We start from the raw sequence: 13,597 nt of genomic DNA, 5'->3' as shown, positions 1-13,597 counted from the left end.
GACAACGTACGTCAATAATCGGTATATCCCTTTTCTCCGGGTGTATAAAAGGTCGAACTGTCAGGTTCTACCAAGTGCTGTCCCGACGCTAGCTTGGCGACCAGGTCCGGGTTCGAAATGAACGGACGACCGAAAGCCACCAGGTCGCCACGCTGCGCGTCGAGGTCCGCATTGGCGCGGGCGACATCATAGCCACCGGAGAGTATGTACTGGCCGGTGAAAGCGGTGCGGATCGCGGATTTCAATTCGGGGCTGACTTCGGGCGCTCCCATGGCGCTGTGATCGACGATGTGGATATAGAGCAGGCCAAGCGCATTCAATTCCTTGATCAGGTCCAGGTACATCGCGTCCATATCGGCATCCGGTAGTTGGCCGTTGAAAACCCCATACGGCGAGATACGCATGCCAACCCGTTCCGCGCCAATGGCGTCGACAGTTGCCTTGGCAACTTCGACCGCGAAGCGGATGCGGTTTTCTACCAGGCCTCCCCAGCGATCATTGCGCTGGTTGGATGCGGTATTGAGGAATTGGTCAATCAGGTAGCCATTGGCTGCATGCAATTCGACGCCATCGAAACCCGCTTGTATCGCCAGTTTGGCCGAAGCTGCGTATTCGGTGATGCTCTGGGCAATGTCCGCCTCGCTCATGGCGTGTGGGACCGAATGTGGCTGCATGCCTTCGCTGTCGGTCCACATCTCGCCGGGAGCAGCGATCGCCGAAGGTGCCAGGACGCGGGCGCCTGCCGGCAGGTTCGCGGGGTGGCTGACCCGCCCGGTGTGCATCAACTGCACAAAAATCCTGCCGCCGGCTTGATGGACGCCATCGGTCACGCGTCGCCAGTTTTGCACGTGCTCTTCGTTGAACAGGCCAGGGATACGTGGGTAACCCAGGCCATTGGGTGAGGGAGAGGTACCTTCGGTAATAATCAGTCCGGCGTCCGCCCGAAGGCGGTAGTACTCTGCCATCAGTTCATTGGGCTGGTTGCCGATCGCGCGGCTGCGGGTCAGCGGCGCCATTACAATGCGGTTCTTCAGTGTGAGGTTGCCGAGCTGCGCAGGGGTAAACAAGCGGTCGTTCATGGAAGTCTCCTGGGTGGCGGATTCGATCATTCGTACACAATCACGCGTTCAGTGGGCGCTGATATCGTTCAGCCGCGTGGGTTTGTCGAATGTCAGACATCAGCCCTTGACGTGCACCTTCCAGCGCATCCCAGCGCTCGGCAACATGAAGTGGCGGGATGGTTACCAACTCGCGACGGTCGAAACCGACAAGTGCAGCATCGACCAGCTCACCGACCTCCATCACCTCCGGGAGTGTGTTGACGTCAATGCCGGCACGCGCCCAGATCTCGGTACGGGTCGCGGCTGGCAGCACCGCTTGCACGTACACGCCCTTGGGTGACAGCTCCTGACTCAGCCCCTGTGACAGAAACAGCACGAAGGCTTTGGTAGCGCCGTAGATGGACATGCCGAACTCGGGCGCGAAACCCACCACTGAACCCACGTTGACGATTGCACCAGTGCCCGACTGCGCGAGGCGCGGCGCGATTGCAGCAGCGAGCCGCGTCGGCGCGGTGGTATTGAGCGTGACAAGGCGCTCAATAGCTTCAGCGGACTGGTCCAGGAAACCACCCGATTGGGCCATACCCGCGTTGTTGATCAACACGCCGATATTGGCGTCGTCGCGCAGTCGACTTTCAAGTACGGACAGGTCTGCCGAGCTTGTCAGGTCGGCGGGCAGCACCTCAACGGCCACATGGCTTTCCTTGCGCAAGCGTAATGCAAGCGACTCCATGCGCGATGTGTCGCGCGCCACAAGGATGAGATCGTGGCCACGACGGGCGAAACGCTCGGCGTAGGTGGCGCCAATGCCGCTGGAGGCGCCGGTAATGAGTACGGTCGGACGTGTGGTCATGGAAGTTACCTTTATGTCGATAGTTGTGTGAGAAACACGGCGGCAGTCACATCTTGATTACGACCTTGCCCTTGGAGCGCCCTTGAGCAAGGTACTCAAGCGCACCCTTTGCATCCTCGAACGGAAATACCCGGTCGATCACCGGCTTAATTTGCTGGGCGTCCAGAAGTTTGCCGATTTCGGCGAGTTGGGCACCGTCGGGCTGCACGAAAAGAAACGAGTATTTGACATTGCGCCTCTTTGCCAGGCGCATGATCTTGCGGCTCATCAGGCCGAACACGAAGGTCAGGAGGACGTTCAGGCGTTTGGCCCGGGCGAACGCAGCATCCAGTGGGCCAATGAGCGAGACAATCTGGCTTCCGGGTCTGAGGATGGACATGGATTTTTCAATCGCATCCCCCCTTACGGTTCCGAGCACCGCGTCGTAGTCGCGCAGCACGGTCTCGAAATCCTGCGTCTTGTAGTCCACAACCTCGTCCGCCCCCAGAGCGCGCACCAGGTCAACGTTGCCTGTACTGGTGGTGGTGCCCACCTTTGCACCGAGGTGTTTGGCCAACTGGATTGCGAACGTACCGATGCCGCCGGACCCGGCGGGAATGAACACCTTCTGCCCGGCCTGAAGCGTGAGGCGCTCTTTGAGCGCTTGCCATGAGGTGAGGCCGACCATCGGGATGGACGCCGCCTGCTCGAAGCTCAGATTGGCCGGTTTCAGCGCGGCGGCGCTTTCTGGCACAACCGCGAATTCAGCAATCGCCCCTGTGCCAAGATCGAAGAGGCTGGCGAAGACAGCATCGCCTGGCTTGAAGCGGGTCACATTGCTACCCACCTCGGTCACGATGCCGGCCAGATCGCTGCCCAGGGTGGCTGGCAGCTGGAAATGCAATACTGGCTTGAACATCCCCGTTGGAATCATGTTGTCGATCGGATTCAGGCCGGCAGCGTGGACGTGCACCAGTAATTCGTCAGCCTTTGGCGTGGGGCGGGGAACATCGGCCAACCCGATGTCGGGTGACTTGCCGTAGCGCTTGAAGGTCAGTGCTTGCATGGTTCGGCTATTCATCATTGGTTTTTTTCGGGTGGATGGCTCATCATCGAGGTGTTACTATCAATTTGATACAGACAATACTCCCCTTTTGAAGGCAGGTCACTATCAAAATAGTATGGACGTGAAAAATAGTTGTGATGACCCGTGCCCGATCGCCCGCAGCCTGGCTGTTGCCGGTGACGCCTGGAGCATATTGATCCTGCGCGATGCCCATGCTGGCATCGCTCGCTTTGACCAATTCCGCAAGAGCCTGGGTATTGCACCGACAATGCTGACTCGCCGGCTGGCGGCACTGACGGAGGAAGGATTACTGGAGAAGCGGCGCTACTCGGAGCACCCGCCTAGGGAGGAGTATCTGCTGACCGCTGCGGGTCGCGATTTTCTCCCTGTGCTGTTCATGATTGGTGCATGGGGCCGGCAATACCGAGGCGGTGGTAAGCTGACGCGCTTCTTCGATGCGCAAACCGGCACAGAAATCAAAGCTGTCGCCGTGGACGAGATTACGGGGGCAAAGATCGGCACGCGCCCCATGCGTATTGTCACACCTGACGAAAGTTGACACCGCCTGTTCAGCCTTAGAACCGGTAGTCGTACAGCAACATGCCGTCTTGCGCCGAAGAATGCCTGCGGGTCACTTGCTGATCCGCTGTCGCTCTGGATCGTCGCGCCGACATCCACCCTGAAACTGCAGGCTTTATTGCGTTAACAGGTGGCTCGTGGAACAACCGTCGCATTTGCCGAGGACACGGCTTCGAGCAGAACCCCCTCCAAGGTGTCAAAAAAGCATTTGATGTGAGCTTGCTTCAAGGCCTGAGGCCGGGTCACCAAATAGATCTCCATATCGGGAAGTTGGAGATGCGGGAACAGCTCGACCAAATCGGTAGCCGCTATACGGGGCAGCACAGCCACCCCCATCCCTCGCTTCACCGACTGGAGCTGCACGGCGAACGAATTCACGCTGATCTGCGCGCGGTCCAGACCCGCGGCCTTTGCCGCTCGCATTTGCGGCAAGATATCCAGCGGGGGAAGCAAGGAAACACTGACTGCCGTGGTAAGCGTCACGCCTGGAAATTGCTTCAGATAACCCGGGGCAGCAAAGATGCCGTAGGCGAGCCGGCCAATGGGTCGATAAATCAGTGACGGTTCCCCCAGATGGGCGGTGCGCACAGCAACATCTGCCACGCCGCGGGCGATCTTGTGAAAGTCGGCTGCCACCGTTAGCTCCACTGAGCAACGCGAGTGCAGGGATGTAAAGCGCCTTATCGCCTCCAGAACGTAATCCGAGAACCCCTCCCCTGCACTGACCAACACACTGCCGGACAGCTCGGTAGGCTGCTGCGATGTGCCAGAAAGGGTTTGCCGCCTCAAGCCTGATTCTGCAGCGATAGCAACTTCCACCAGGGATTGCCCCCGGGACGTCAGCCGGCATCCTTCAACGCCGCGCTCGACAAGTGGCTCGCCCACTGCAACCTCAAGTTGAGTCAGGCGGCGTGACAATGTAGAAGCTGCGATACCGAGCAATTGTCCAGCCTGAAGAAAGCTGCCACGTCGCGAGACGGCCAGCAGAAGGCGAAGATCATCCCAATTTGCGTGCAACGTCATACTGTCGGTCATTCCCGGCTTTGCGAATATGCAAAGCCATTATGCAGTGATTGCTGTTTTTCGAAAGCACCCTCAAAGGTATATCTATAGCCCTTCGATACGAATGGACCGGACTTTATGACTCTCCCCCCCAACGTCTATGCGCAACACGCTTCTGGCGCTTTCAATCGACCAGATCCAGAGGCGTTGCTTGCAGTGCTTGGCGACGATTGCATCCACCTCGATAGCAGGGGTCTGATCGTCAGCGACGAGGCCTTTTTCGACAGGGCCGTGTTGCTGCCGTTAACCGAACAGCGAGCGTGTTGAGCCATGCGCAACGTATTTGTGACCGGAGCAACCGGCTTGCTGGGCAACAACCTGGTGCGTGAATTGGTCGCTCGCGGCTACACGGTCAAAGGCCTGGTCCGCTCAAAAGCCAAAGGTGAACAGCAGTTCAACAATCTGCCGGGCGTGGAACTGGTCGTTGGGGACATGGCCAAGGTCGACGCATTCTCAGCATCGCTGCAAGGCTGCGATACGGTATTTCACACAGCGGCGTTCTTTCGCGATAACTACAAGGGCGGCAGCCACGGGAACGAACTCGAACAGATAAACGTGTCGGGTACGCGGCGCCTGCTTGAGCAGGCCTACGGGGCCGGCATACGACGGTTCATCCATACGTCTTCCATTGCTGTGCTCAACGGCGCACCTGGCACGTCCATCGAGGAGAACTGCCTGAGGGCCGACGCCGACGCAGATGACTACTACCGCAGCAAGATCCTCGCTGACCGTGTCGTGTTGTCGTTCCTTGAGAGCCACCCCCAGATGCATGCCTGTATGGTCCTGCCTGGCTGGATGTGGGGGCCTGGCGACATTGGCCCAACCTCGTCGGGGCAATTGGTCAACGATGTGGTACAGGGCAAAATGCCCGGGTTGATCCCTGGCAGTTTTTCCATTGTCGATGCCCGCGATGTGGCATTGGCACACATTGCCGCAGCCAGACATGGACGCCGAGGTGAGCGCTATCTCGCGGCGGGTCGACATATGACAATGCGCGAACTGATGCCTGTTTTAGGACGTATGGCGGGCGTCAAGACACCAGCCCGACAAATACCGCTGCCCTTTCTATACACCTTGGCGGCTGTTCAGGAGATCTATGCGCGCCTGACCGGCAGACCCATTCTGCTGAGCATGGCCACGTTGCGTCTACTGGTACGAGAGCAGGACCGCACCCGTTTCGACCACCGCAAGAGTGAACAGGAGCTTGGACTGAGTTTCCGGGCACTTGAGCTGACAATCGCCGACACCGTGGCGTGGTACCGTGATCATGGCGGGTTTGAAAAAGGCAGCCGACTGTGAGCGGGGAAATTATCCTGATGCGCCACGGCCAGCCAAAACGAGTCACAGCCATTGTTCGGTCACGGTTTCATGAATCGGATGATCTCCAAGCACCTGATGGCAGACGGATGGAAACACCAAACGCGTAACGGCAGCCAGTATTGGAGTGCGACGGTCTATCGATATGCAGGTGTTGAAGCGTGAATCGCCCGGATTCCGAATACACATATCGGCGACAGTGATTGACCTGTAAGTGAGTGGCAAAAGCACACGCCTTGATGGACAATCCGGCGCCTCGAGGATTTATCGCCAAGGAACGGACATGGCACTGACCAGCAAGATTACCCCCTACGATCCCACATGGCCCGCCCGCTTCCTGACAGACAAGCCACTCATTGCCTCTGCATTTGACGCTGAACTGATTGCTGTCCACCACGTTGGAAGCACGTCTGTCCCAGGGCTGGCGGCGAAGCCCGAACTCGATGTGCTCATTGAGGTTCACGCGCATCGCAATACCTCGGCGCGGGACGAGGTGTTGATGGCTCTGGGGTATGTACGGGGAAGTGATCTGTCAGAGGGCCATCATTTCTACCGGCGCAATGTGGATGGGATTCGCACGCACAAGCTCCATGTTTGTACCCGGGACCACCTGTCGATCACTCAGATGCTGGGGTTCAGAGATTTGCTTAGGCGCGATGCCTCGATCCGCCAACAGTATGAAACGCTGAAGCTTCAGTTGGAGTCGAGCAATACGGGTGGGATGGCTGAGTATCTAGAGAAGAAGGCGCCTTTCATTATCGCGGCGCTGCTTCATGCCGGTATAACCACGCGTGAATGATCGATTCTTCTGGCACTCCCCTTCCTCCCGACAGTAGCGACGAAGTCACCACTTCGATTGCGGCCAGCTTGACCGGCCGCCGGCAACGCCTGGAACAAAGCCCCTCATATCAAGGAACAACTTTCATGATCACTTGCCATGTCCCCCTTTGGCAGTTGTTTGTGAAGGCCAGCCAAGGCTGGAAACGGGCATTTCTGGCAGGTAATTGCTGATTAATAAAGCTCGGGAGACTATTCACTTGCCAACTGGATAACCGTCTTGCCCCTGCCGCGACCTTCCGCGACCTGTCGGAATGCGTCGTTGACCTCATCCAATGCAAACTGTTGCGGGTCCACCCGGATCGCCAGTTGCCCGGCATTGGCCAGAACGGCAGCCTCGCGCAGGATACTTCCATGGTGTTCGCGTCCCTTGCCGGTTAGCAGCGGTGCCAGGGTAAATACGCCCGAGTAGGTGGCACTTTTGAAGGATAAAGGCGCGAGGCTGTGCTGACCCCAACCGAGGCAGCTGAGTACGTGCCCGGTATAAGGCTTTACTGCCTTGAATGACGCGTCCAACGTGCTGCCGCCGACGGTGTCATAAACGATGTCGAAACCCTCCCCAGCCGTAAATTGTTCGACATAGGCCTCTACACGCTGCGTTTGATAGTCAATCGCCGTGGCCCCCAGCGCGCGAATGAAGTCGAGATTGCCCACCGAACCGGTGGCGTAGACCTCGGCACCGCGAGCCTTGGCCAATTGCACCGCAACTTGGCCGACGCCACCTGCGCCGCCATGGATCAACACACGCTGACCACTACGAACATTGGCGTGATCTACCAAACCTTCCCAGGCGGTGATGAATACCAACGGCAGCGCGGCAGCCTCACGCATGCCGAGTGCATGCGGCTTTGATGCAATCAGCCTGGCATCCACGGCGATGTATTCGGCCAGGGTGCCTTGGGCGCCGCCGATTCCGCCGGCCATGCCGAAGACCTCCTGGCCAGGCGTGAAGCCATCAACTGCCTCGCCCAGTTCGACGACCGTACCGGCGAGATCCAGGCCGAGCACGGCCGGTAACTCCTGGCGGGCGTGAGCACCCGCACCGATTGCAATCTTGGTGTCGAGCGGGTTGACCCCGGCGGCGTGAATCCGCACCAAAACCTGCCCCTTACCGGGCACAGGGCGGGCGATGTGGCGCACGACCAGCGGGGTCTGGGCGGATTCGGCGATAGCGGCAAGCATGGTCTGATTCATGACGGAAACCTCTGAATGAATGGACGCTTACAGGTTGCACCGCCTTCCTCATTCCGATAAGAAACTAAATTTGGATATTACTTATTCCCCAAAGAGGCCCAATAGCGATGGATCTGTTCGACAGCATGCGCATCTTCGTGCGCGTCGTGGAGCGTGGCTCGTTTTCCGCAGTGGCTCGGGAGCTGAACATGGGGCAGCCGGCAGTCAGCAAGCAGGTCCGTGCGTTGGAGCAGTACCTGGGCGGAGCCGTGTTCGCCCGCAGCACCCGGCACCTCGCCCTCACCGATCAAGGGCAACGCTTCTACAGCCACTGCCAGGAGATTCTCAGCCAGCTAGAGCATGCCACGCGCAGCTTCGCCAGCGGCCAGGAGCAGATCGCCGGCCCCCTGCGAATAGCCGCACCGGTCAGCTATGGGAGGCTGTGCATAGCGCCCCTGATCGGGGCTTTTCTACAGCGCCACCCCGATGTGCAGATCGACCTGCGCCTGAACGATTACAACGAAGACCTGCTCATGGAAAACATCGACCTGGCCATCCGCATTGGTGTGGTGAAGAGCGAGGGGCTGGTGGCCGTGCCCCTGGGCACCAGCACACGGCGAGTCTATGCTGCACCGGCCTATCTCGATCGCCATGGCCAGCCACGCGAGCCCGCCGAACTGGCAGGCCACAACTGCATCGCCTTCACCTTGCTTGAGCATTACGACCGCTGGCACTTCACCCGTCGTGACGAAGCACTTGAGGTTGCAATCAAAGGCAACGTCACCAGCAACAACAGCGAGGCCATTCGTGAAATGGTCCTCGGTGGCCTGGGCATCTCCCTGTCTCCCCAATGGCTGTTTGCTGCAGACTTCGAGCAGGGTAGCGTGTGTAGCCTGCTCGACGAATACCAGACGACCGCGCTGCCGGTCAGCGCCGTGTTCAGCCGTGAGCGGCGCCGCTCGGCAAGGACGATGGCGTTCATCGATTTTCTTCGGGAGAACGTGTAAGCCACCCCGATGAGGCGCAGGACCTTGCTCATTCCCTGGCGTGCAAGTCGGTCGACCAGGCGTCACACCGTTCCCTGCTGCAACCATTGTTTCGGGCTCGCGCCCACCTTGCGGCGAAAGGTTCGGGCTAGCGCAGAAGGACTTTCGTAGCCGACCTCATCGGCGATCAGGGCAATGGGGCGCCCTTCGCGAAGGCGTTTTTGCGTCAAACTGATGCGCCAGTTCGCCAGGTAGTCCGCAGGCGTAATACCCACGATCTCGCGAAAGTGCGAAGCAAAGCTTGCCCGCGACATGCCCGAAAGATTCGCCAGTTCCGCCACGGACCAATTGCGCTGCGGCTCATCGTGGATCCCCACAAGCGCGCGAGACAGCTGAGCGTTGGCCAGACCCGCCATCATTCCCGAGGCGATGCTGCGGCTGGCGATGAGGTGGCGAAGCAGCTGAATGATCATCAGCTCGAACAAGCGATTGAGAATGACATCACGACCACACTCATCTCCAAAGGCTTCTTCGAACAGCCAGTCAAGGGTGCCATCAAGGCCTTGCAATTCGCCGAGGGGCTTGATGATGAAGTCCGGCAAAGCCAGGGTCAGCGGATTGTTGGCGCCGCCATCGAATTGCAGGGTGGCGCACACTAACTCCGCTTCATCGGCGTCGGTGGCAAGCAAGTGATGCTCCTGCGGGCGCACCGCCAGAATCAGGGTGGGTTCGGTCAACTCGATACGCTGCCCACGCTTGTCCTTGAAGGACAGACGCCCCGAGCGCAACAGATGGGCGTGCCCGACACTGTGTTGCCCAAGTTGGGTCGTTCCACAGAACCCACCCTGGTGAAACGCACTAGCGTGCAGGTTGAAGTGCTTAAGCAGTGTCGACAGTCGGTCCATAGCGCACTCAGGTTTAGACGATCTGTTGCATAACTTCGACGATCTGAAGCCGAAAGAAAAGTCTGCCTCTCTAGTATGGACCCCAAGCTTGATAGACAAGCCGGTTACTCAACCTATTGGAGAACGACCATGACTCGTATTACCGCTCTCTCGCTAGACCAGGCGCCTACTGGCTCGCGCGCAGCTCTCGAAGGCATTCAAAAAGGTCTCGGCTTCATTCCCAACGCATTCAGGACCCTGGCGCACGCTCCGGTCGCGCTCAATGGTTACCTGGGCCTCGCCCAAGCGTTGGGTAAAAGCTCACTGAGCGCCGCCGAGCGTGAAGTCGTTGCCCTCGCCACCTCGGAAATCAACGGGTGCGACTACTGCCTGGCCGCACACACCTTCTTCGGCGGCAAGGCGGGTTTGAGCGATGAGGCCGTAAGCCAAGCCCGAGCCGGCACACTCAGCGCGGTTGCCGCACTGGCGCAGCAGATCACGGCAAGGCGCGGCCAGTTGAGTGACGAGCAGATCGCTGCCGCGCGTGAGGCAGGGCTTACTGATAGCAAGATCGTGGAGGTGGTGGCACAGGTCACGCTGTTAACCCTGACCAACTACCTGAACAACATCGCCGCTACCGATATCGACTTTCCGCCATCGGCAAACTAGGAGGGTAACCGCCATGAGCCCTGTGACTATCTATACCACCCCGCACTGCCCATACTGCCTGAGCGCCAAGCGACTGCTGTCGAACAAGGGCATCACCCCTGACGAAATCAACGTTGAAGCGTCACCCCTGCACCTGGCGGAAATGATGCAGCGATCCCAACGCCGAACCGTCCCACAGATATTTGTTGGCAAGGTGCATGTCGGCGGCTTCGATGACTTGGCACGTCTCGACAGCAAGGGCCAGCTCGAGGCATTGCTTCACGCTTGAAGTGTAGAGTGCTCCGGCATGTGACCCCATCCGGAGCACTGCTTGCGTTCACTCAATGCCCATGCCATACGTACTCACCTGTGCAGCCGTTCTATCGCCCGCGCAACAGCACAGCGGCCCTTACCCGCTGCCTGCCGAAACTGCTCATGCGCTGAAATTCGGCATGGCTTACGGGCAGATGCTGGCAATCCAGGATGCGTTTCTGGCGGCTGTGATCCACATCAGGATCATGCAGGTACACGAATTCGTCATCGCAACCCGTGACCAGAATCCAGTGCGGGGCCTTCAGACGGGTGAAACGGTAGCTGCTAATCAGCACCACCGGCCTGAACCCGGCTTGCAACGCTGAACGCACATCAAGGCCGGGCGCCAGCACCTGATGCACGTCGGTTTCGGCCAACGCCCCGGCAAAGCCGTCCTCGACCAATTGCATTACGTCTTTTTTCTGCGCGCTGCGCACCCCATCGAGGAACAGCGATCCAGGCTGGCTGACCACCATGCACACCTCGAACCCGCGGCGCCAGGCCGCCAGTGCAAGCCCCTGCGGGCTGCAACCGCCGTGCCCTGCCGTCATGAAGATGGTGGTCGCTTCTCGCCACAGTTGAATTTCCTCACTGCGGTGCATGGCCCGCTCCCGTTCGACCGCAGCCATGGCCATCAGCAGGCAGGCCGCTCCGCAGGTGAACTCGGTCGTTTGCGCGTAGTACGGCACTTGCCGTGCAGGGGGCGGAGCACTGCGCAGGATACGCTTCTCGAAACGCAGCGCCTGGCTGTGGTCTTCGTAGTAGTTCTCAACCACAGCGAAGCGTTGATAGCCATTGCTTTCGTACAAGCTGATGGCCGCAGGATTGTCCGCGCGTACTTCCAGGCGCAGCCAGGCGCAATTACGCTCCAGCGCACTGGCCTGGGCCTGGTCCAGCAACTGCTGGCCCAACCCATGGCCGCGCCAGGCCGGGCTTACGGCAATTGAATACAAACGGGCAAGTGATGTACCGCGATGGAACAGCAGCAGCGCATAGCCTGCCAGATGACCCTGTTGTTCAGCGACAATAAGGCAGGCATTGGCGCGTCGCACCATCCAGTTGAAATTACGCGGGCTCAGGCGGTCGAGGGTGAAACAGTCCTGCTCCAGGGCAACCAGCGCATCGATATCGGCCACCGATGCAAAGCGAAAATCAAAAGCCATGGCAACACCGTAATGTTTGAGTAACGAACCGGGACAGGTCGGGAAACCCGTGATTTATTGAAGGGGCGTCTTCTTCAACAGGGATCGAATACTCATGTCAGCGGTGCAAGCCAACGTGGCCGAAGTATTGGCCAAAACCGACGTTTCCACAATAACCCTCTCCGAGGAGCCACCCAGTAAGCGGAGCGCTGGTAACCGCTTGTTGATCGTGGTGGAGCGCAAGGAAGACTGGGCCAGCTACTTTCCCAGCGAGAGCCTGATGCTGGCCCAGGATTACTTTGAACACAGCGACGACGTTGCGAGGCGTACGCAGGTAATCAACCTGTGCCGCAGCTACAAGTATCTGGGGCAAGGCTACTACTGCTCGCTGCTCGCCGAGGCACGGGGCCACAAGGTGTTCCCGTCGGTGCGAACCATCAGCGAGCTTACCCGCAAGGCGCTCTATGGCGTGGGGCTGGATGACCTGGAACGCACGCTGGAGCGAGCCCTGGCCGATCACCCTTATGGCAGCACCGAAGCCTTCACCCTCACCTTGTATTTCGGGCGGACCGCCATTGAACCCCTTCAGGATATCGGCCGACAGCTGTTCGAGTCGTTCCCCTGCCCTGTCTTGCTGGTGGAGTTTCGCAGGCGTGACACCTGGCAGATCGACGGGATCAAGGCCGGCGCGCTGCACAAACTGCGGGATGAGCAGCAGCACTTGTTTGCCGACGCGCTGGATGCCTTCAACCGCCGGACGTGGCGCCAGCCCGCCTCGAAACGCCTGGCCCGGTTCGACCTGGCGATTCTGCATGACCCGGCCGAGGCGCTGCCACCTTCCAATCCTGAGGCGCTGGAGCAGTTCATCGAAAACGGCAAACAGCTGGGCATCGATGTAGAGCTGATCGAAAAGAAGGACTATGCACGCCTGGCCGAATTTGACGCCTTGTTCATTCGGGAGACCACGCGGGTGGACGACCATACCTACCGTTTTGCCAAAAAGGCCGAAAGCGAAGGCTTGGTGGTGATCGACGACCCTTCCTCCATCCTGCGCTGCACCAACAAGGTGTATCTCGCCGATCTGCTCAAACGCCACAACCTCGGCGCACCGGCCACGGAAATCCTGTACAAGGACCGCCCGCAGGAACTCGAGCTTGTGGGCCGGCGCCTCGGTTTTCCGCTGGTGTTGAAGATTCCCGACGGCTGCTTTTCGAAAGGCGTGATCAAGGTCGCCGACGCCCAGGCACTGGCCTCGGCGGCACAGGAGCTGTTCGAACACTCGGTACTGTTGCTGGCCCAGGAGTACTGCTACACCGAATACGACTGGCGTATCGGCGTACTCAACGGTGAGGCGCTGTACGCCTGCCAGTACTTCATGTCCAAGGGCCACTGGCAGATCTACAACCACAAGGCCCAGGCCGGCGAAGTCAACGGCCTGTGCCGCGCGGTCCCGGTGGAACAGGCACCGCCCGAAGTCGTAAAGCTGGCCGTCGACACCGCCAGGCTGATCGGGCAAGGGCTGTACGGTGTGGACCTGAAGCAGACCGGCGACCGCGTACTGGTGATCGAAGTCAACGACAACCCCAACCTCGATGCAGGCACCGAAGACGCCGTGCTGGGTAACGCGCTTTACCAGCGAGTGCTGCAGGCTTTCGTGCAGCGGCTTGAACGTAAACACCTCGGCCAGGCCTGGTAAAC

The 13,597-nt window shown here is 59.3% G+C and carries 14 protein-coding genes and 1 pseudogene; 8 read left to right on the top strand and 7 right to left on the bottom strand.

Features of this window, described 5'->3' with window-relative positions:
* Positions 1-11 precede the first annotated feature (11 nt).
* Genes V6093_RS02980 through V6093_RS02970 form a run of 3 tightly spaced genes read right to left on the bottom strand, consistent with a single transcriptional unit; the run spans position 12 to position 2,959 of the window.
* Positions 12-1,079 (bottom strand): alkene reductase, encoded by a 1,068-nt coding sequence (locus V6093_RS02980; protein ID WP_108078596.1) that lies wholly within the window; start codon positions 1,077-1,079, stop codon positions 12-14.
* Between the two features lie 40 nt (positions 1,080-1,119).
* Positions 1,120-1,914 (bottom strand): SDR family oxidoreductase, encoded by a 795-nt coding sequence (locus V6093_RS02975; RefSeq protein ID WP_265978860.1) that lies wholly within the window; start codon positions 1,912-1,914, stop codon positions 1,120-1,122.
* A 46-nt stretch (positions 1,915-1,960) separates the two neighbouring features.
* Positions 1,961-2,959 carry an NADP-dependent oxidoreductase gene (locus tag V6093_RS02970; RefSeq protein WP_014861112.1) on the bottom strand — a complete coding sequence of 333 codons (999 nt, stop codon included), beginning with the start codon at positions 2,957-2,959 and terminating at the stop codon, positions 1,961-1,963.
* Here V6093_RS02970 and V6093_RS02965 point away from each other — a divergent pair.
* Positions 2,958-3,518, top strand: a complete 561-nt coding sequence (locus V6093_RS02965) for a helix-turn-helix domain-containing protein (protein WP_230623088.1) — start codon at positions 2,958-2,960, stop codon at positions 3,516-3,518. The two genes, V6093_RS02970 and V6093_RS02965, sit on opposite strands and share 2 nt — an antisense overlap.
* A 143-nt stretch (positions 3,519-3,661) precedes the next feature.
* Here V6093_RS02965 and V6093_RS02960 read toward each other — a convergent pair whose 3' ends face one another.
* A complete protein-coding gene (locus V6093_RS02960; RefSeq protein WP_144000055.1) occupies positions 3,662-4,561 on the bottom strand; it encodes a LysR family transcriptional regulator in 900 nt (299 codons plus the stop codon).
* A gap of 309 nt (positions 4,562-4,870) precedes the next feature.
* Between V6093_RS02960 and V6093_RS02955 the strand changes: the two genes are divergently transcribed.
* The 3 genes and pseudogenes from V6093_RS02955 (at position 4,871) to V6093_RS02945 (ending at position 6,716) form a co-directional block, all read left to right on the top strand.
* Entirely contained in the window at positions 4,871-5,899 is a 1,029-nt protein-coding gene (locus V6093_RS02955; RefSeq protein ID WP_108078597.1) for an SDR family oxidoreductase, read from the top strand.
* A 51-nt stretch (positions 5,900-5,950) separates the two neighbouring features.
* Positions 5,951-6,082, top strand: a pseudogene (locus V6093_RS02950) (histidine phosphatase family protein); the annotation flags it as partial.
* Between the two features lie 118 nt (positions 6,083-6,200).
* Complete coding sequence (locus tag V6093_RS02945) at positions 6,201-6,716, top strand: GrpB family protein (RefSeq protein ID WP_144000054.1); 516 nt, start codon at positions 6,201-6,203, stop codon at positions 6,714-6,716.
* A gap of 230 nt (positions 6,717-6,946) precedes the next feature.
* Here the strand turns inward: V6093_RS02945 and V6093_RS02940 are convergent, their stop codons facing one another.
* Entirely contained in the window at positions 6,947-7,948 is a 1,002-nt protein-coding gene (locus V6093_RS02940; RefSeq protein ID WP_144000053.1) for a zinc-dependent alcohol dehydrogenase family protein, read from the bottom strand.
* A 107-nt stretch (positions 7,949-8,055) separates the two neighbouring features.
* Between V6093_RS02940 and V6093_RS02935 the strand changes: the two genes are divergently transcribed.
* Positions 8,056-8,934, top strand: a complete 879-nt coding sequence (locus V6093_RS02935; protein ID WP_003248202.1) for a LysR family transcriptional regulator — start codon at positions 8,056-8,058, stop codon at positions 8,932-8,934.
* 62 nt (positions 8,935-8,996) lie between these two features.
* Here the strand turns inward: V6093_RS02935 and V6093_RS02930 are convergent, their stop codons facing one another.
* A complete protein-coding gene (locus tag V6093_RS02930; RefSeq protein ID WP_014861104.1) occupies positions 8,997-9,818 on the bottom strand; it encodes an AraC family transcriptional regulator in 822 nt (273 codons plus the stop codon).
* A 129-nt stretch (positions 9,819-9,947) separates the two neighbouring features.
* Here V6093_RS02930 and V6093_RS02925 point away from each other — a divergent pair, with 129 nt between their 5' ends.
* Entirely contained in the window at positions 9,948-10,466 is a 519-nt protein-coding gene (locus tag V6093_RS02925; RefSeq protein WP_010953859.1) for a carboxymuconolactone decarboxylase family protein, read from the top strand.
* Positions 10,467-10,479: 13 nt separating this feature from the next.
* Positions 10,480-10,734 carry a glutaredoxin 3 gene (gene grxC, locus V6093_RS02920; protein WP_047604923.1) on the top strand — a complete coding sequence of 85 codons (255 nt, stop codon included), beginning with the start codon at positions 10,480-10,482 and terminating at the stop codon, positions 10,732-10,734.
* A gap of 91 nt (positions 10,735-10,825) precedes the next feature.
* Here grxC and V6093_RS02915 read toward each other — a convergent pair whose 3' ends face one another.
* The gene (locus tag V6093_RS02915) at positions 10,826-11,920 is read right to left on the bottom strand and encodes a GNAT family N-acetyltransferase/peptidase C39 family protein (protein WP_014861103.1); all 1,095 of its coding nucleotides are present in this window, start codon (positions 11,918-11,920) and stop codon (positions 10,826-10,828) included.
* Positions 11,921-12,014: 94 nt separating this feature from the next.
* Here V6093_RS02915 and V6093_RS02910 point away from each other — a divergent pair, with 94 nt between their 5' ends.
* A complete protein-coding gene (locus V6093_RS02910) occupies positions 12,015-13,595 on the top strand; it encodes a RimK family alpha-L-glutamate ligase (protein WP_003248192.1) in 1,581 nt (526 codons plus the stop codon).
* Positions 13,596-13,597 lie beyond the last annotated feature (2 nt).

This window comes from Pseudomonas putida group bacterium ESBL64 (genome assembly GCF_045277175.1).
GTDB lineage: Bacteria > Pseudomonadota > Gammaproteobacteria > Pseudomonadales > Pseudomonadaceae > Aquipseudomonas > Aquipseudomonas alloputida.
Note: the sequence above shows the minus strand (reverse complement) of the source record. Positions and strands in the feature narration are given on the sequence as shown.